The organism is Chryseobacterium culicis (assembly GCF_002979755.1).
In the GTDB taxonomy this organism is placed as follows: domain Bacteria; phylum Bacteroidota; class Bacteroidia; order Flavobacteriales; family Weeksellaceae; genus Chryseobacterium; species Chryseobacterium culicis_A.
Genome location: NZ_PCPP01000001.1, coordinates 900,839 through 920,571, shown reverse-complemented (window position 1 = coordinate 920,571; position 19,733 = coordinate 900,839). Strand labels below are relative to the sequence as shown.

Genomic DNA, 19,733 nt, shown 5'->3' with positions numbered 1-19,733 from the left:
TTTTTGCAATTTTACATAAATCCCCCTATATTTGAATTTATAAATAAAATTAATGAAGAAGTTATTATTCGTATTTGGACTGATATTTTCACATGTGATATTCGGACAGACCGCAAAGGAAATTATAGATAAAAACATTGAATTATCCGGAGGGTTAACCAATTGGAAACTATTGAATTCAGTATTGCTTCAGGGAAAAGTGGTATTGGGAATCAAAGATGAATATCCAATAAGAATTTTTCAACAGCGTCCAAATCTTACTAAAACATTGATTACTACCGGAGGAAAAGAAACTGCTATTGAAGGTTTTGACGGTTCCAAAGGATATGCCATGAACTATGCCGCCAATAAACTTCAGGAGTATCCTGAATATGTGCCGGAAAGTTTTGATAATGACTTCATAGACTGGGAAAATAAAGGATTTGATGCCAAATACCTTGGAAAAGAAAAAGTAGGAGAGATCTACTGCCATAAAGTGGAACTTACCAAGAATGTCAATAAGAATATGTATTACTTTGATACAAAGACTTATATGCTGATAAAAGAAGTGAAAAAAGATGAGACGCTTGTCTATTCTGATTTTAAAAAAGTAGGAAGCCTTACAATGCCTTTCAGAATAGAATCTTCCAGTACTAAAAAAGATGGAGATTATGTGATGCTATTAAACAGAATAGACATCAACAAAGTATTTCCGGCTAATATTTTCAAGTTTTAATACAACTGCAGTTCGCGGTACAAAATAATAAAAAATGAAAAAGATTTTTTTAATGCTGCTTTCTTTCATGGCATGCCTGCAAAGCTGCACCAATCAAAAAAGTGAAATTTCAAAAGCTAAAACCAACGAACTTATGGGAAAAACAATTTACGACTTCAAAGTAGAAAGTCTTGACGGTAAAGAGATCAATTTTGCAGATTTTAAAGGGAAGAAAATCCTGATTGTCAATACTGCTTCAGAATGTGGATTTACACCACAGTATGCAGATCTTGAAAAGGTGTATGAAGAATATAAAGACAAACTGGTAGTGGTAGGTTTCCCTGCTAATAACTTCGGAGGACAGGAGCCTGGAACCAACACTGAAATCGGAACTTTCTGCCAGAAAAACTATGGAGTAACATTCCCAATGGCTGCTAAAGTTTCTGTAAAAGGGGATGATACTGCACCTATCTTTAAATATTTAACAGAACAGGAATTAAACGGAGTAAAGAATACAAGCATCCTTTGGAACTTCACTAAATTTCTGGTGGACGAAAACGGAAAACTGATTGATTCTTTTGTAAGTACTACAAAGCCTACTGATGTGGCGATTACAAAGTATCTGAAATAATAGATTATTACATGGATTCTTTGGATCAGTTTGAAGCTTGTATCATTAGCGGAGCAATTGGAGATGCCTGGGGAAGCAGCTATGAAAATGAAGTAGAAACTGATGATTCACATATTTATTATTTAGGAAAAAGGAGCATAAAGCAAAGAGTCTGGAGTATTACGGATGATACACAAATGACTTTGGCAACTTGTGAGGTTTTGTCTGAGAGTAGCTTTACCCCTGAAAATCTTATCAATAAATTTATAGAATATTATAGAAGCCGTAAATTAACAGGAATTGGCGCTTCTACACTTAAGGCAATTTTAGATACTGAAGCTGGTATTCATTGGAGCCAGGCTGGACGAATTGGAGAATTTGCCGCAGGAAACGGAGGAGCGATGAGAATTGCTCCTTTTGCTTTTTTCTCAGATATTACAAGACAAAATATTTACGAAGCATGTAAGGTTACCCATAGAAATGATGAAGCCTTTTCTGGAGCTTTAGCTGTTTTTCTTTCCATAAAAGCAATCCTAAATTCTGAATGGAATGGAAACAATAATCTTTTTGATATTATTATTCCGGAAATTCCTGATACAAATATAAAAGACAGATTAATCGAAATTAATTCAGCAGGAAATAACTCTTCAATTTCAGAAATATCAAAATTGGGCAATAATGGTTATGTTGTTAATTCAGTTCCTTTTGCAATTTACTGTTCAACCAAAATTATTGATTTAGGTATGGAAGAAATGTTTAAACAAATTATCAGTTCGGGAGGAGATACAGATACCAATGCTTCAATTGCCGGACAAATTGCGGGAACATTGATTGGAACTAAAGATATCCCTCAAGAATTAATTTCGAAACTAAAAAAATTACCGGATTACCAATGGATCAAGCAGATTATCGATACAACAAAACAGAAAATCAGTTAAAATATTATTCATTGCTTTTCTCTGCAAAACAGAAAATATTTCCAAGCTTTATACTGGAATAGCCATTGCTTTTTATTTTCGAAGAATTAATCATGGCCTTTGCCAGAATATCAGTGGGCAGAGGCTTCTGACTTTCCAATAATCCCAGTTTATTGGCAAACTTTATAATCCGGCTGCCTAAAACTTCTCCTGTTCTTTCAGAATTTTTTCGTTCAAGCATTCCCGGTTTAAAAATAGTAATCTTATTGAAATGCAGTTGTTTTACAGCTTCTTCCAGCTCACCTTTCATCTTGGAATAGAAAATTTTGGATTGTGGATTGGCTCCATAAGCGGATACCAGAATATAATCTTCTACTTCATTCTCTTTCGCTGCTTTCGCAAATTCATACTGGTAATCAAAGTCTACTTTCTTCTGAGCTTCCTTACTTCCGGCATCCTTTAAAGTAGTTCCCAGACACGAAAATGCAACATCTCCCTTCACCATATCTTTCCATTCTTCGGGTTTTTCAAAATTCACAACATGAACTTTAAGCTTATCATTCTGAATATCGATAGGTTTTCTGACAAAAATATCCACTTCATCAAACTCTTTGTCATTCAATAACTGATTGACAAGATCTTTTCCTGTGGCGCCTGTAGCACCTATTACCAGAGCTTTCATAATAATTGTGATTTTGTGAGATTATTTCTTTCTTAAATTTACTAAATTTGAATTAAAGATTAAAGAATTATATCATTTAATCATTACTAATTACTTATCACTCATTACTTATATTTGATATGGATGCCAACGAAATTTTAGATTACTGTCTTGCTAAAAAAGGAACTACGGAAAGTTTTCCGTTTGATAATGAAACACTTGTCATCAAAGTAGATACTAAAATATTTTTACTGATGGGGCTTGAAAGACAGCCGTTAGGTGTTAATGTAAAAACAGATCCGGAGTGGAGTGCAGAGCTTCGTGAGCAATATCCTCAGATCACAGGAGCTTACCATATGAATAAAACCCATTGGAATTCTGTAACAATCGATGGTTTGAAAAGAGATTTGATCTTTAAATTGATTGACCACTCGTATGATCTGGTTTTTAAATCCCTGACCAAGAAAGCTCAGAATGAAGTGAATTCTTTATAAAAAATAAAAAAGATTGAGGTACGAAATTTGTTATCTGTTATCAGTGAAATATACATTTAATAGTAATAAAATAAAGAACAAATGAGAAACCACCTTTTATTATTCGCCGCAGCAGGGACATTAATGTGGTCAAGCTGCACCAAGCCACAAAGCAAAAGCACTGCTGACAACCCAACTTCGGCTGTCTCAGCTTCTGAGACTTCTTCCGAAAACATTAAACTGGAATTTTCAGGTACAGAGAATTTTACCATTAAAAATCCAAAACTTAAAGTAAGTTTATACGGAATGGATGAAAAACTGGCTGACGCTCCTGCCAGCTTAATTACGGAAAAAGAATTTGAGCAGAAATCAGTGCCATTCACCATTGATCTTCCGGTACCAAAAGATGCTGAAAGCAAGATTAATCCAAAACCTGCCGGTCCTGCAAAATATTATGTAACCATAAGCTGGGACTCTGACGGAAACGGAAAAGCAGATGAAAAAGGAGATATCTTTATTGATTACGACAAACAGTTCCCGAATGTGAAACTGAATAATGAGACCCAAAAAATCTACTTAAAAGTATTAAAATAAGCAAAAAGGCTATTCGGTGAGAATAGCCTTTTTTGTTAATAAATCTTTATATCCTAATGCTTTCTTTTCAATCAGATGCCAGGAAGCATATCCCAGCAGAATAGATAGCGGTAATGAAAATATAAATAACATCGCTGTATCCAGTTTAAAAAAGTACACCAGCGTTTGCTGTATGGGGAAAGAATAAATATAAATCCCGTAAGAAGTATCCCCAATAGTGTCTCCAACTTTATTAAGATATCGGGTAGAGCTTTTCCCAAGCAGAATAACCAGTAGAGGAAGAGTAATATAGCAGGTATAGTGCGAAATATTTAAATATATACTGGCAATAAAAACAATGGAAGAAAGTATAATAAGGATGTTTTCTGTTCTTTTATTGGTGTTAAGATAAGTCATGATCATTCCTCCGACAAAAAAACACATCAGATTATAAAAATGATTGCTTCCCAGTTCCATCTTCATAAATAATCCGTGAAGGAAATAGGGATGGAAAAGACTGAAGGCATAGCTCGATATGAATAACAGAGTTACAATAATTTTCAGATAAGTTTTTTCCCTGATAAAGAAAAGTAGAGAGACCATCACATACATGCTGAATTCATAGCATATTGTCCACAAACTCCCATTGATACTGTACTTATAAGGATTACTTTCAAAAACTCCATCAATACCTTTCTGGCGGAAAAATAAAGTGATATTTTGAGGAATATAAGTATATACAGAGGTATTCTTTAAATAAGGAACGGAACTTTCATAGACTGCAGGTGCCAGAAAAACGGTAAGAAAGAGAACGACCAATAGTGCCGGAAAAAGTCTTAAAAGTCTTTTCCAGTAAAAATCGGGAAGACCTTTGCAACGCAGGAGACTTTTGAAAATTAAATATCCTGAGATAATGAAAAAACCATGAACTCCCAGATAAGAAAATTCCATCTGGCCGTTGGTAAGTTGTGACAGAGGATCACCGTGGGCGGCCCCTGAAAGAGCATAGGAATGAGAAATGACAACAAAGCTTGCAAAAACAAGCCTTAGAAAGTCAAAATTATTACTCCTTGAAATCATATATTTGTGTTATTCTTTTATCCTCATCCAGTCTTTCAATCAATTTGTCAAGACCTTCGAATTTGATTTCATCATGAAGAAAATCCCTGAAACTTACCGTAATCTTTTCATCATAAATATCATCATCAAAATCAAGGATATAAACTTCCACAGTTAGTTTTTCTCCGTTTACGGTTGGATTGGTTCCTACACTCAGCATTCCTTTATATTGGTTGCCTTTTACGAATACTTCTACAATATAAGCTCCTTTTTTAGGTAAAAGCTTGATGGATTCTGTTTCAATATTGGCTGTTGGATATCCGATGGTTCTTCCGATTTTCTTCCCGTGAACCACAGTTCCGGAAACAGAGTAGGTGTACCCCAGCATTTCGTTGGCCTCTTTAATATTTCCTGTTAAAAGCGCATTACGTACTTTCGTAGAACTGATATTATTTTCATGGATATTGATTGCTTCCATTTGTTCTACCTCAAAATCAAGTTCTTTCGATAGTTTTTGAAGAAGCTCAAAATTTCCACTTTTGTTTTTTCCAAAAGAATGGTCATATCCTATAATAAGGTATTTTACATTCAGTTTATCAATTAAAATCTGACGTACAAATTCTTCTCCGGTAAGATTTCTGAATTCTTCATCAAATTCTTTCAGGAACAAATTATCAATGCCATATTTCTCAACCAGCTGTTTTTTTTCTTCCAGCGTATTCAGAAGCTTTAAATCTTCATTAGGATTAAAAACAAATCTTGGATGCGGCCAAAAAGTAAGGATAGCAGTTTCCAGATTGTTTTCTGTACCTATTTTAGCCAGTTCATCGATAATACTCTTGTGCCCTAGATGCACCCCGTCAAACATACCTAAAGACAATGCTAGAGGCTTCTGTGAGGAGTAATCTGTAAAATTCTTGAAAACTTTCAAAACGGAAAAATTTTGATTGCAAATATAAAACCTTTATTTTTAATGTAACCGAGGGAATTTGAAAATTTGAAAATGAAAAATTTTGAAAAATATCCTACATTATATTATACTATAATAATGACAAACGGCTGAATTACCAATTTGCTGTTAAATATAATGATAAATATTGAATTTTACATAGTATAGCGTAAACTCATTCATCTCTTAAAAAGCATGATAAAAATCTTTTTTTTACCAATTGCGGGTTTATGAAGAATCACTATATTTGCACCAAGAAAAAATTTAGCAATGGCAAACCAAATTAAAGGTAAAATTTCTCAAATTATTGGTCCGGTAATCGACGTTGTCTTCACAGATGTGGAAGCTGTTCCAGCAATCTATGACGCGTTAGAAATTACAAAAGAAAACGGTGAAAAAGTAGTTTTAGAGGTAGAACAACATATTGGCGAAGATACAGTAAGATGTATTGCAATGGACGCTACTGATGGTCTTAAGAGAGGTCAAGATGTAATTGGATATGGAAATCCTATTATGATGCCAATCGGAGAGGCTGTAAACGGAAGACTATTCAACGTTGTTGGTGATGCTATCGACGGACTTCAAAATATTTCTAAGGATGGTGGTCTTCCAATTCACAGACCAGCTCCAAAATTTGATCAACTTTCAACTTCTGCAGAAGTTTTATTTACAGGTATTAAAGTAATCGACTTAGTTGAGCCTTACGCAAAAGGAGGTAAAATTGGATTGTTCGGTGGTGCTGGTGTAGGTAAAACAGTATTGATCCAGGAGTTGATTAACAATATTGCAAAAGGACACGGAGGTCTTTCTGTATTCGCCGGAGTAGGTGAAAGAACGAGAGAAGGAAATGACCTTTTGAGAGAGATGTTGGAATCAGGTATTATCAAGTATGGTGATGATTTCATGCACTCTATGGAAAACGGAGGTTGGGATCTTTCTAAAGTAGACTTAGAAGCTATGAAAGATTCAAAAGCTGCATTCGTTTTCGGACAGATGAACGAGCCGCCAGGTGCAAGAGCTAGAGTAGCACTTTCTGGTCTTACATTAGCTGAGTACTACAGAGATGGTGGAGAAAGCGGACAAGGTAGAGATGTACTTTTCTTCGTAGACAACATCTTCCGTTTTACACAGGCTGGTTCTGAGGTATCTGCACTTCTTGGTCGTATGCCATCAGCGGTAGGTTACCAACCAACTCTTGCTTCTGAAATGGGTGCGATGCAGGAAAGAATTACTTCAACTAAAAATGGTTCAATTACTTCAGTACAAGCGGTATACGTACCTGCGGATGACTTAACTGACCCGGCTCCTGCAACTACGTTTGCTCACTTGGATGCAACTACGGTACTTGACAGAAAGATTGCTTCATTAGGTATCTATCCAGCGGTAGATCCATTAGCTTCTACTTCAAGAATCCTTGCTCCGGAAGTTATCGGTCACGATCACTACAACTGTGCTCAAAGAGTAAAAGAAATCCTTCAAAGATATAAGGCACTTCAGGATATCATCGCAATCCTTGGTATGGAAGAACTTTCTGAGGAAGATAAATCAGTTGTTTACCGTGCAAGAAAAGTTCAGAGATTCTTATCTCAGCCTTTCCACGTAGCAGAACAGTTTACAGGTATCCCAGGATCATTGGTAGACATCAAAGATACTATCAAAGGATTCAACATGATTATGGATGGTGAATTAGATCACTTACCAGAAGCAGCTTTCAACTTGAAAGGAACCATCGAAGAAGCTATCGAAGCAGGACAAAAAATGTTAGCTGAAAACGCTTAATAATTAGACATAAGATTTTTAGACATGAGATGAGAGACATATAATGTTTGTCAAAAATCTTTTAATCTTCAATCTTTTAATCTTTTAATCTAAATTAAATGAATATAAAAATTTTAACACCAGAATACGTAGTTTTTGAAGGAGAAGTAGACTCAGTATTATTGCCTGGAAAAAATGGTGAATTTCACATCATGAAAAACCACGCAGGAATTGTTTCTTCTTTAATCGGAGGTGATGTAAAGCTTTTTGCTAATTCTATTGATGAAGCTTTTGCTAAAAATTTCACTAAAGAAACTGGAAAAGACTCTGTTTTTGCTTATGCTATCAAAAGCGGTGTTGTAGAATTTAATCATAATAAAGGCATTATCCTTTGTGAATAATTAAATGAAAAGCTAAATATATTTTCAAGAAAGTGTAACTTTGTGTTACACTTTTTTTATTTGTAAAAGTCTGATTGTATGAAGAAAGGCATAATCATATTATTTACAGTTCTGGGTGTTTTCCTCCATGCCCAGAATATCAAAACCAAGAGAGGAATTATTAATCTTGACGGTATTCCGGTAGCTAAGCTTTCCAACAAATCCAGTGAATATACTTTTATGGATCTGAAGGAAACTCCGATGTATACTATAAAATTCATTGATAAAAGTATCGTTGATTCTGTTCGCGACAGCTATATCAGTGTCAACAGGGTATATAACAGGGACAAAACAATCGAAATTGATTATTCATCACCTTCTGCATTTTCCGGAGAAGAGAGGTCTGCGGTATTTACTTCAGTGAAGGATCTTAAGATAATTGATAATAAAGGAATCAATGTTAAAAACCTTGATGAGCTTTTTTCCAATGTACCTAAGAGAAAACTGGATGCTAAAACGAAAGATGCTTATACTATCCGAAAGAAGATAGATAAGATGAATATTGAGGTTAATAAAGTGGGAGAGATCCTTAGTAACGGTGTTCCGGTAGGATATTTTACCAATTTACCTGTAAGTTTCGGCTCAGAAGAAACAATCATGGATAAAACTCCAATTGATATTGAGATCTATGATGCCAAAAGCAAGCTTATCGGAAGATATATCACGACTACAAAACAGCTGAAAACAGCTGGAGGAAAATCTTTTACCATCTACAAGGAAATGTCAGGAAGAGCTTCTATTCTAAAATTTCCAACCTATAAAGCATTGGCGGAACGTATGGCTATTATGGATCCAAACTTTATTAAAATACAGGAAAAAGTATCTGTAGGTACCGTAACAAAAGAAACACCTAATTAAATCTGATAAAAAGGAATGGCTTATTATCAATAGAAACGGGCTTTAGCCCGTTTATTTATTAAGGATCAAATTTCCATTGGCTTTAGCCAAAACTTATATTATTAAACCACCCCGTCAAAAATTCTTTGAATTTTCGCCACCCCTCCGGAGGAGGGGAATATTTTGTCGGTTTATATAGGGGTAGTTAAAAAATATGGACATGATTCTTTCGAAATGAAAAAAAACTTTATTCCTTAAATAAAAATCTGTGTAAATCCGCGTAATCTGTGGGAGATTATAATTCTATAGAAACAGATGTTATTCGTTCAGAAAAAGAAAAATTTATAAAAAATTATGTCTTTTTAAAATCCCTGAGAAAAAAATGAAAATTTTTATAAACTTAAAATGACTCCATTTTCCTTCAATTGCTGCATCGGTTTTGAAAACCAGAATAACTCAAAATCTTCAAAACTTTCTTCAAATTGATTCTTAAGTTGTTGAATAGTAGGTTTTTTTGAATTTTCAATAGCGTTTTCTTCCAGCACATTCATCAGCCATTCTGCCTTTTCCTGTTCCAGCTCAACCTTCACAATATTGGTTTTTAAGTGGAATGTAAGTAACGTATATGTACCAGAATATTTCTTTTTATTTTTTACGCGATTCTCAGCGATTACATTTTTGGTTAAAAAGACCACTTTGGAATTTCCTTTCAGACTAAACTGCCCATCTTCCAAAAGACAGTCGTGAATGTAATCCGGATGGATGGATGTTCTTGGAATTTTAAAATCAAACCATTCCTGAAGAGGGAGTTCAAAATTTACTCCATGCATATAATTGAACAGTGATTTTTTTAATCCGAAACTAAATTTGTTATGATCAATTCCGGTTTTATCTTTAAAGTCGATGTCGTTATTGGCAAACAAAATTTCCTGCTTCACGGGAATCACTCCAAAATCTTCCGGGCTTATTCCAACAGGTGAGTGGGCTGTCATGGCAAACTGATGCCAGAAACCACTTTGAAGAATTCCCATCTCAAACATCTGCCGAACCATTTCCAGAGAATCAACAGTTTCCTGAACCGTTTGGGTAGGGTAGCCATACATCAGATAAGCATGAACCATAACACCGGCTTCTGTAAAATTTCTTGTTACGTTGGCAACCTGTTCCACAGAAACTCCTTTGTCAATTAATTTCAGCAATCGGTCACTGGCCACTTCAAGTCCTCCGGAAACAGCAACGCATCCCGAAAGCTTCAGAAGATAACATAAATCACGGGTGAAACTTTTTTCAAAACGAATATTGGTCCACCAGGTAACAACAAGATTTCTTCTGAGAATTTCCAGAGCCACTTCTCTCATTAAAGCTGGTGGTGCTGCTTCATCCACAAAATGGAATCCGGTTTCACCTGTTGTTCGGATCAATTCTTCAATTCTGTCTACCAGAATTTTAGCAGAAATAGGTTCGTAGATCTTGATATAATCTAAAGAAATATCACAGAATGTACATTTTCCCCAATAGCATCCATGCGCCATCGTCAGTTTATTCCATCTGCCGTCACTCCATAAACTATGCATGGGATTGGCGATTTCGATAACGGAAATATATTGATCCAGTTTTAAATTTGTATAATCAGGCGTTCCTATTTCAGATTGTTTAAAATCGTGCCTTTTAGAATTATTCTTATAAACAACTTCATTATTTTCGATAAGAAAAGTTCTTTTAAATTCTCCTTTCTCAGCGGAAATTTCTAAATTTTGATAAAGAAGTTCTAATGGAAGTTCACCATCATCTAAGGTAATAAAGTCAAAAAATTCAAATACTCTCTGATCTTTAACTTCTCTTAATTCTGTATTGGGAAATCCGCCTCCCATAGCCGTTTTAATATGGGGATAATGTTTTTTAATCCATTGGGCGCATTTAAAACCGGAATACAGATTACCAGGAAATGGTATTGAAAAACAAACCAGCTTTGGCTGAACCGTTTCTATTTTTTCTTGAAGAATTTTTAAGGTAAACGCATCGATAAATGTAGGTTCACCAGATAATTTTGAATATAATTCATCAAAAGAATTGGCACTTTTTCCAAGACGTTCTGCATATCTGCTGAAACCAAAATCAGCATCAATGTTTTCTACAATATAATCGGAAATATCTTCTAAATATAAAGTCGCCAGATGTTTGGCTTTATCCTGAAGACCCATATTTCCAAAAGCAAACTCCATATCATCCAGCTGGTTGAAGCGGGAAGCTTCGGGAAGGAAGTTCATGCTGCAGATCTGCCTTGCCAGTGTAGGTGTTTTTCCTTGTAAAAAAGGGATGACCTGATCAATAGTCTTTAAATATTCTTCTCTTAGAGCATAAATTCTCTTAGAGTTTTCAGAGGTGTTCTGAAGATGAATTTCTTTATTAAAAACCTTCTGAATTCCTTCTTTTGAAAATAAATCCAAAATAACATCGATCCCCAAATCTACCTGATAGCTGGAAATATTTTTGGTATTTAAAAATCCTTTAATATAAGCCGTTGCAGGATAAGGAGTATTAAGTTGGGTAAAAGGCGGAGTAATAAGAAGCAGGTCTTTCAACAGAAATTTTTTGCAAAGTTATTCTAAAGTTTTTTTAGAAAAAAATTTTTTCTCCTGATTATAAACAGTGAAGAAAAAGTCTTTAGAATTCTGCTTTATGACTATCTCAATGACAAAGAGTTTCTGTTAAAACAAATGAGTCGGTTTATTAAACAAAGCATCCGGAGAATTTCTGTCAATAAAATTTAAAAAAGAATCTTCATCAAAATATCCGTCTTCATCAAGGATTTCGTCTTTTAATAATCCAATTTCACTAGGTTTCTCAAGGTTGATATTCTCAATAAATTTTCCGGTCTTTCCGATTATCTCATTATGAAAACTGATTAAGTATCTGGAATATATATTTCCTTCAGCCACTGTATAATGCCCGTTTTCTGCAATGAGTGAGGTCATAATACTTCCTCCAATATAGGTTTCATTATCATTGCCCGATGCTCCGAATACTACTTTGGAGGTAACATTTCCGGAGCAGTACAATGAACCGTTCACAATAATATTTTCTGCCTGTATATTTCCTGTAACAATAAGGACAATGTAATCTTCAACAAACAATTTTTTGGATAAGTGAAGGTTACCTTCTATAAGAACGATTTTATAGCCTTCGCCTTCACCGGTAATCAGTTCAAGAGAAGTATTGATATCATTTTCTATAAGAATAATTTCGGGAGCGTCATCTTCATTATTGATGTGAAGGGAAGCTTCTTTTATTTTTTCTGCGGTTTCATCATCCAGCATTTCGAGAAATTCTGCAAGACTTTCTTCATCTAAAGCGCTTTCATTGAAAAAATTGTTTTCCAGAGCTTCATGGGTGATGTTGTATAAGTTTTCTGATTTCTCTTTAATTCTATTATATAATTGATCTTTAGTAAGTTTCTGTAATTCTTTCATAGGCTTTTATAATAAATGTATATATCTGTTATAGAAGGGGAACACCTATCAATAGACAGCTGCAATATAGTCAGATAAATTTTGTTATACCAGAGGCCGGAAGGGATTATTGAATATTTTTTTCAATCAGACCAATAGATATGAATGGTTACTTTTTAATCAGATTGTATGATCTTATTTATATCATTTTTGAAATTTCCTGCCGAGTAAAAAGATACTGTACTAAAGAATTCCAGAGTATAATTTATGCGTGGTTTAGTTTTTTACGATCCGTAATTACATTTAAAGTTACTCCCAACAGGATCAGTGTTATTCCGATCAATAAGTTATTGGTGAATTTTTCATGAAACATCAAGACACTGATCAATACCGCTACTACCGGTTCCAAAGCACCCAGAATTGCAACAGGTGTAGAACCTATATATTTAATGGCATACACCAGACAAAGACTGGAGATAACCGTAGTGAGAAATGCAAAAATAAGGAAACTCAGAAAGACAGACATTGAAGGAATAGCAAATGATTCGTGTCCGATCATTGCTTTAGTCATGAAAAACATAGAAGTGAAAAACATGGAAAAAAAAGTAAGTTTAAATCCTGATACTTTCAGATTTGACTTGTTCACAATAACCATATAAAGTGCATAAAAAAGAGAACTTAGCATTACAATTCCCAAACCTGCAAAATTAATTTCTAAGCCGTTTCCTTTTAAGCATAAAACAATAACTCCAGCAAAGGCAAGAAGTAATGAAAATACCGAGAGCCTGGTAAGCCTTTCCTTATAAAAGAAAAACATAATCAGGGCTACAATGACAGGATATATAAACAGTACGGTAGATGCTATTCCTGGAGTCAGAAAATCATAACCCAGAAACAGAAACTCTGAAGAAAGCGCATAGCATATTCCCAGAATAGCCAATATAAGGGTTTCTTTTTTATTGAGTCTGAAGTTTTGTCGGGAATAAATCAGATAACCACCCACCATTAAAGCTGAAAAGAAAAACCTGTAAAACAAGGTTATATCCATAGAAAAGTGAGCCTGTTTGACAGGCAGAATAAAAATCGGAATCAGACCATAAGAAACAGCCGACAGAATTCCCAATGTGTAACCTCTAAGTTTCATTTGCTTTATAGTTATTAAACAAAAAAGCCACTGAATCAATCAGTGGCTTTTTTTTATTTTTTAAGATTAAATCGGTTTAAAACTTAATCCTTGTTCCTGCAGTAATTTTTGTTCCTGCTCTTTGTAGTAGCCACCTACTAATTTATCATGAATTGCTTCAAACGCTGCCAGAGTTTCGTTGATCTCTGCATCCGTATGGGAAGCGGTAGGAATCAGTCTTAAAAGAATCATTCCCTTCGGAATGACCGGATATACCACTACAGAAGTGAAAATACCGTAATTCTCTCTTAAATCTTTTACCAATAGAGTAGCCTCTACCGGAGTTCCCTGCATCATTACCGGAGTTACACAAGTATTGGTATCTCCAATGTTGAATCCTCTTTCTTTAAGTCCGTTTTGAAGTTTGTAAACATTCTCCCAAAGTTTAGCTTTGATCTCAGGTCTTGTTCTCAATAGCTCCAGTCTTTTCAATCCTCCGATTACCATTGGCATTGTAAGAGATTTTGCGAAGATTTGTGATCTCAGGTTGAATTTCAGATATCTGATGATTTCTTTGTCACCCGCAAGGAATGCTCCGAAACCTGCCATTGATTTAGCAAAAGTAGAGAAATATACATCAATCTGATCATTACAGTCCTGCTCTTCACCTACACCGGCACCTGTTTTACCAAGTGTCCCGAAACCATGAGCATCATCTACCAATAATCTGAACTGGTATTTTGATTTAAGATCACAAATTTCTTTGATTTTTCCCTGCTGACCTCTCATCCCGAAAACTCCTTCCGTAATCACAAGAATACCTCCTCCGGTTTCTTCAGCTACCTTAGTTGCTCTCTGAAGGTTTTTCTCAAGACTTTCCATATCGTTATGCTTGTAGGTAAATCTTTTACCGGCATGAAGTCTTACTCCATCTACGATGCAGGCATGAGAATCCATATCATAAACAATAACATCATTTCTGCTTACCAGAGCATCAATGGTAGAAACCATTCCCTGGTAACCGAAATTCAATAAGTATGCTGATTCTTTTTGTACGAAGTCTGCTAATTCTCTTTCCAGCTGAAGGTGTTGATCTGTTTCTCCAGACATTGCTCTTGCTCCCATTGGATAGAACATTCCGTATTCTGCAGCCGCTTTTGCATCTGCTTCAATAACTTCAGGATGATTACACAGTCCTAAATAGTCATTAGCACTCCAGAAAATTACTTCTCTACCCTGAAACTGCATTCTAGGGCCGATGGGTCCCTCTAATCTTGGGAAAATAAAATAGCCTTCACCATAATCTGCAAATTGTCCAAGTGGTCCTGGATTTTCTTTTATTCTTTCAAAAATATCCAACATTGTATCGTAATTTTTAAGTAACAAAGCCTTTTTTGTCAGAATACGCAAAAGGCTTTATTTGTATCGTGATTTTATTCGTTCTTATTTGATAAACTCAGTTTTGAAAACTTCGTCATAGTTGTGAACACAGTTGTTAACAAATCCCTGTTCGGCCATCCATTTATCACTGTATACTTTAGTGATGTATCGGGAACCATGGTCAGGATATATTAAAACAACCACGTCATTTTCTGTAAGCTCATGAGACTGGGCATACTGCATTAATCCCTGTGTTACAGCTCCGGTAGTATAACCACCCATAATAGCTTCTTTCAAAGCAATTTCGCGGGTTCTGTACGCGGACATTTCATCATTTACCCTTACAAACTCATCCACCTTGTCAAAAAGCAGGGCAGAAGGGATCAGGTTTTTACCCATTCCTTCAATCTGATAAGGATGTACATCTTCTTTGTGTATTTCTCCTGTTTCGTGATAGCTTTTAAGGATAGAACCATCTGCATCTACACCGATGATTTTGATGTCGGGGTTCTTTTCTTTTAAAAACTTGGCAGAACCAGACAATGTACCCCCTGTTCCGGTGCAGGCAAAAAGGTGAGTGATCTTACCTTCCGTCTGTTCCCAGATCTCAGGACCTGTAGTCTGATAGTGTGCATCAATATTAAGCTCGTTAAAATATTGATTGATGTAAATAGAATTAGGAGTTTCCTGAGCGATTCTTTTAGCTACTTCATAGTATGATCTTGGATCATCAGCCGGTACATTGGCCGGGCATATATACACCACAGCACCCAACGCTTTCAGATAAGCAATTTTTTCTGGTTTAGTTTTATCACTTACTGCAAGAATACATTTATATCCCTTAATGATACATACCATCGCAATAGAAAACCCAGTATTACCGGAAGTAGTTTCTACAACTACAGAATCTTCTTTTAAAAGGCCTTTCTTCTCTGCGTTCTCTATAATATGAAGTGCAATTCGGTCTTTAGTGGAATGTCCAGGATTATATGATTCTAACTTGGCATAAACGGTTGCTGGAATATCTTTTGTAACAGTATTTAGCTTCACCATAGGAGTGTGTCCTATTAGGCCAAGAATATTATCGTAAACATTACTCATTATTTGTTATTTTCAATAAAAATCTGACTGCAAAAATACAAAAAAATAAATAATTACTAAACTTTTGTTTGATTTCTAGGGCATAGTTTGTAAAAAAAAATTTTAGTATTTTCAGTTTTGACAGCAGTATAATCGCAAATACTACGCCAAATTTTTTAAATTTTGTTAAAACCCGCATAAAATAAGATAAAAGCCTTATTTTCGCATAATTGATTTAATACTATGAAAAATTGGACTTTTAGGCAATGGAACACCGTTTCAGGATGGGTGGTTTTCGTTATTGCTTTTTTCACGTACTTGTCCACCATAGAACCCAATTTCAGTTTTTGGGATTGTGGCGAGTACATTTCTTCTGCAGTAAAACTTGAAGTAACGCACGCTCCCGGAGCTGCTTTATTCCAGATAGTGGGTGCCGTGGCAGCCATTTTTGCATTAGGGAAAGGCGAAAACTATTCTATCGTGATCAACGCGATGTCTGCATTGTTCAGTGCGCTGACTATTTTATTTTTGTTCTGGACGATCACACACTTTGTGAGAAGACTTCTAAACAAAGATTTTGAAGAAATTACAAAACATCAGGAAATCTCTATTTTATTTGCCGGAGCTATAGGAGCACTTTGCTTTACGTTCTCAGATACATTCTGGTTTTCGGCAGTAGAAGGAGAGGTTTACTCTATGGCTTCAATGTTTATCGCGCTTTTGGTCTGGTTGATTACCAAATGGGAGAATGAGTATAAAGCGGGAGACAGTGAAAGATGGATTATTCTTATTTTCTTTGTTTTAGGACTTTCTGTGGGAGTACACATGATGTGTATGCTGGCGATTCCTGCAGTGTGTCTGGTTTACTATGCAAGAAATTACAAATTTACCTGGAAAAACTTTATCTGGGCAAACCTTATTACACTGGGGATTTTGATTATTGTTTTCAAAATTATCTTCCCTTTAATTATGACCATGTTCGGAAGACTTGAAATTTTCTTCGTGAATGGTCTTGGACTTCCTTTCCACTCGGGAACGATTGTAGCTTTTGTGCTGATGGTAGCGATCTGCTATTTCTTAATTAAGTATGCAAGAAAAGCCAAAAGAAACATTTATCAGACCGCTGCATTATCTGTAGTTTTCATGATGATCGGATTCTCTTGCTGGATGGTTATTCCTATCAGAGCCAATGCAAATCCACCGATGAACCTTAATGATCCGGATACGGCAATTGGTATGCTGGATTATTATAACAGAGAGCAGTATGGTGACTGGCCTACAATCTACGGGCAAAACTACACAGCATTCCTTGACGCTAACGGAATTGAAAAGAATGAAGACGGAAGTTTTAAAACACAAAAAACCGGAGAGATCTACGAAAAAGATGAAAAAACCGGAACGTACAGAAAAACCGGAGACCGCTTCAATTACGTATTCAATAAGTCTCAGGTAAGCTTAATGCCAAGAATGTTTAATGAGGATAAGGATGTAATGGCGAACTATATTTCTATGTATGGTGCTCCTGATTTTACCTTCAATTATGCTAACGAAGATGTGGCAGACAATCCACAGGCTAAGCAGATTTTTGATGAGCTGAGAGCTAAATATGAAGACAAATCCATTACAGCTTCAGATTATCTGAAAGTAAAACCTTATAACTTAATCAATGTTCAGAAGCCTTCATTACTTCAGAATATGGATTACTTTATTACTTTCCAAAACGGATACTACTTTGTAAGATATCTGATGTGGAACTTCGTAGGAAGACAGAATGATCTTGAAGGAAATATGGAGAGTACAAAAGGAAACTGGATTTCCGGAATTCCTTTTGTAGATAATGCTGTAGTTGGAAATCAGGATAAAATGCCTGCTAAATTCAAGAATGAAAGTACCGTAAAATTCTTCTTCCTTCCATTAATCCTAGGTTTGATTGGATTCTTTTTCCAGTTAAACAGAGACTTCGGAAGATTCTATGCCCTATTATCTTTATTTATTTTAACAAGTGTAGGAATTGTTTTCTATACAGGGGTAAAACCTTTTGAACCGAGAGAAAGAGATTATGCAATGGTAGGTTCATTCTATGCATTTGCCATCTGGATTGGTTTGGGAGCCGGAGCAATCTTGTGGTTCTTACAATCTAAAATAAAATCAAACGGAGCGAACATCGCTTTAGGAGTGGTTTTATTAGGTGTTCCTTTCATGATGGGCTTCCAGAACTACAATGTTCATGACAGAAGCAACAGATATACAGCTTATGATTATGCATATTCTGTTTTAAAATCATTACCGAAAAACGATATCCTTTTCGTGTACGGAGATAATGATACTTATCCGGTTTGGGCTATTCAGGAAACAGAGCAGTTCAGAGATGATGTGAAGGTGGTAAACTTTACCCTTGCTTCAACACCATGGAATCTGGATCAGGTGAAAAGAAGAACTTACAATGCTATGGGTATTCCTAGCCAGTTGACACACGATGATTACAGAGATGGAGTAAATGACCAGATCTATATGATGAAGAAGGAAGATTGGGAAGGTGTTTTCTCTATGTTGAAAGAGCAGGGAGCTCCGGAAACAGAATTCCAGTCTTTCAGAAAATATCTTACTCAGGATTCTTTAACATTGAAACAAGCGATTGAATTCATTAAATTCAAATCTCCTGAAAAAGACGAATTATTAAAAATGTACTTCGGGGAAGAGAAATTTGAAAAATATAATATCCTTCCGGTAAACAAATTCATCCTTCCTGTTAATAAAGAAAATGCTTTAAAAGCTGGAATCATTAATAAAGAAGATCTTCCAAACGTAGCCAATCAGATCATGATTACTTACAAAGGAAACACGCTTTATAAGAACAACCTTATCCTGATGGATCTTTTGGCGAACTTCGACTGGAAGCGTCCAATCAACTTCTCATCAGGAGGTATTTATGACAGTGAAAATATTTTCTATCTGAACGATTACCTTCAGTTTGACGGATTCAGTTACAGATTAATCCCTATCCAAACGCCTCCAACGGCAGATGGTGATATGGGAAGAGTAGATGCTAATTCTCTTTATAATGTAGTGAAAAGCTTCAGATGGGGGAACTTCAAAAACTTAAATGCTCACTTTGATGAAACGGCTACTTCTAATATCATCAGCTACAGAATGTCAGCAAGCAGAGCAGCGTCAGCACTTGCATTAAGCGGACAGAAAGCTAAAGCAATAGAAATTCTGGATCTTGCAGCAAAAGAAATTCCTGCAGAGAAATATAATGATCCTCGTTCGTTAAGTTCAATTGTATCAGGATATATTATTGCAGGCCAGGAGCAGAAAGGTCTTCAGATTGCTGAAGTACTTAAAAAAGGAATCTTTGAAGAGTATGATTATTATTTAAGCCTTTCCAAAGCAGACCAAAGCTACCTGAGAAGACAAATGAGAACAAAACCTATGGAATATTCTCTTGTTGTTTCAGCAGTAACAGATGCTTATACTAAGATCGGACAGAAAGAAAAAGCGTATGCTTATCTGGTAAAATCCATAGAGCCGATTGATAAGAAGTTCAATGTATTTATCAGAGATCTTCAGGAAATGGGCAGAGATAAGGCGATGAAAGAGTCTGAAAATGTTCAGCAGATTGCGCCATTCTACCAGTACTTATTTGATGTCATGGAGCCTTATGATTCCACTTATTCAAAAGAAAAGGAAAATCAAATTACCACAGCGATTATCAAAGCAACAAAATAAA

17 protein-coding genes are annotated in these 19,733 nt (G+C 35.4%); 9 read left to right on the top strand and 8 right to left on the bottom strand.

What is annotated here, in order from left to right; all coding sequences use genetic code 11:
• Positions 1-52 precede the first annotated feature (52 nt).
• From CQ022_RS04305 to CQ022_RS04295, 3 genes are read left to right on the top strand one after another with little or no spacing between them, the layout of a single operon-like run.
• Positions 53-715 carry a histidine kinase gene (locus CQ022_RS04305; RefSeq protein ID WP_105682192.1) on the top strand — a complete coding sequence of 221 codons (663 nt, stop codon included), beginning with the start codon at positions 53-55 and terminating at the stop codon, positions 713-715.
• 34 nt (positions 716-749) lie between these two features.
• Positions 750-1,325, top strand: a complete 576-nt coding sequence (locus CQ022_RS04300) for a glutathione peroxidase (protein ID WP_105682193.1) — start codon at positions 750-752, stop codon at positions 1,323-1,325.
• Between the two features lie 11 nt (positions 1,326-1,336).
• Positions 1,337-2,242, top strand: a complete 906-nt coding sequence (locus CQ022_RS04295) for an ADP-ribosylglycohydrolase family protein (protein WP_105682194.1) — start codon at positions 1,337-1,339, stop codon at positions 2,240-2,242.
• A 4-nt stretch (positions 2,243-2,246) separates the two neighbouring features.
• Here CQ022_RS04295 and CQ022_RS04290 read toward each other — a convergent pair whose 3' ends face one another.
• Positions 2,247-2,903, bottom strand: a complete 657-nt coding sequence (locus CQ022_RS04290; RefSeq protein WP_105682195.1) for an NAD(P)H-binding protein — start codon at positions 2,901-2,903, stop codon at positions 2,247-2,249.
• A 119-nt stretch (positions 2,904-3,022) separates the two neighbouring features.
• Between CQ022_RS04290 and CQ022_RS04285 the strand changes: the two genes are divergently transcribed.
• Both CQ022_RS04285 and CQ022_RS04280 read left to right on the top strand, forming a co-directional pair.
• A complete protein-coding gene (locus tag CQ022_RS04285) occupies positions 3,023-3,376 on the top strand; it encodes an MmcQ/YjbR family DNA-binding protein (RefSeq protein WP_105682196.1) in 354 nt (117 codons plus the stop codon).
• Between the two features lie 81 nt (positions 3,377-3,457).
• Positions 3,458-3,949 (top strand): hypothetical protein, encoded by a 492-nt coding sequence (locus CQ022_RS04280; RefSeq protein WP_165791646.1) that lies wholly within the window; start codon positions 3,458-3,460, stop codon positions 3,947-3,949.
• 9 nt (positions 3,950-3,958) lie between these two features.
• Here CQ022_RS04280 and CQ022_RS04275 read toward each other — a convergent pair whose 3' ends face one another.
• Both CQ022_RS04275 and CQ022_RS04270 read right to left on the bottom strand, forming a co-directional pair.
• Positions 3,959-5,008, bottom strand: a complete 1,050-nt coding sequence (locus CQ022_RS04275; protein ID WP_105682198.1) for an acyltransferase family protein — start codon at positions 5,006-5,008, stop codon at positions 3,959-3,961.
• Positions 4,992-5,918, bottom strand: coding sequence for a bifunctional riboflavin kinase/FAD synthetase (locus CQ022_RS04270; RefSeq protein WP_105682199.1), 927 nt, complete (start codon positions 5,916-5,918; stop codon positions 4,992-4,994). The genes CQ022_RS04275 and CQ022_RS04270 overlap by 17 nt, the downstream gene beginning before the upstream one ends.
• 288 nt (positions 5,919-6,206) lie before the next feature.
• Here CQ022_RS04270 and atpD point away from each other — a divergent pair, with 288 nt between their 5' ends.
• The 3 genes from atpD (at position 6,207) to CQ022_RS04255 (ending at position 8,992) form a co-directional block, all read left to right on the top strand.
• Positions 6,207-7,715, top strand: coding sequence for a F0F1 ATP synthase subunit beta (gene atpD, locus CQ022_RS04265; RefSeq protein ID WP_105682200.1), 1,509 nt, complete (start codon positions 6,207-6,209; stop codon positions 7,713-7,715).
• Between the two features lie 98 nt (positions 7,716-7,813).
• Positions 7,814-8,095, top strand: a complete 282-nt coding sequence (locus CQ022_RS04260) for a FoF1 ATP synthase subunit delta/epsilon (RefSeq protein ID WP_103232280.1) — start codon at positions 7,814-7,816, stop codon at positions 8,093-8,095.
• Positions 8,096-8,173: 78 nt separating this feature from the next.
• The gene (locus tag CQ022_RS04255; RefSeq protein ID WP_105682201.1) at positions 8,174-8,992 is read left to right on the top strand and encodes a hypothetical protein; all 819 of its coding nucleotides are present in this window, start codon (positions 8,174-8,176) and stop codon (positions 8,990-8,992) included.
• A 371-nt stretch (positions 8,993-9,363) separates the two neighbouring features.
• On the opposite strand, the gene CQ022_RS04250 is transcribed toward CQ022_RS04255, so the two are convergent.
• From CQ022_RS04250 to CQ022_RS04230, 5 genes are all read right to left on the bottom strand, one after another.
• Positions 9,364-11,553, bottom strand: a complete 2,190-nt coding sequence (locus CQ022_RS04250; RefSeq protein ID WP_105682202.1) for a B12-binding domain-containing radical SAM protein — start codon at positions 11,551-11,553, stop codon at positions 9,364-9,366.
• A 126-nt stretch (positions 11,554-11,679) separates the two neighbouring features.
• Positions 11,680-12,441, bottom strand: coding sequence for a hypothetical protein (locus CQ022_RS04245; RefSeq protein WP_105682203.1), 762 nt, complete (start codon positions 12,439-12,441; stop codon positions 11,680-11,682).
• Positions 12,442-12,685: 244 nt separating this feature from the next.
• Entirely contained in the window at positions 12,686-13,564 is an 879-nt protein-coding gene (locus CQ022_RS04240; protein WP_105682204.1) for a DMT family transporter, read from the bottom strand.
• Positions 13,565-13,630: 66 nt separating this feature from the next.
• Positions 13,631-14,902: an aminotransferase class I/II-fold pyridoxal phosphate-dependent enzyme gene (locus CQ022_RS04235; RefSeq protein WP_185126813.1), complete on the bottom strand. Its 1,272-nt coding sequence runs from the start codon at positions 14,900-14,902 to the stop codon at positions 13,631-13,633.
• Positions 14,903-14,986: 84 nt separating this feature from the next.
• Complete coding sequence (locus tag CQ022_RS04230; protein WP_105682206.1) at positions 14,987-16,024, bottom strand: PLP-dependent cysteine synthase family protein; 1,038 nt, start codon at positions 16,022-16,024, stop codon at positions 14,987-14,989.
• A 222-nt stretch (positions 16,025-16,246) separates the two neighbouring features.
• Between CQ022_RS04230 and CQ022_RS04220 the strand changes: the two genes are divergently transcribed.
• Complete coding sequence (locus CQ022_RS04220; RefSeq protein ID WP_105682208.1) at positions 16,247-19,732, top strand: DUF2723 domain-containing protein; 3,486 nt, start codon at positions 16,247-16,249, stop codon at positions 19,730-19,732.
• The last annotated feature ends 1 nt before the right edge of the window (position 19,733 follow it).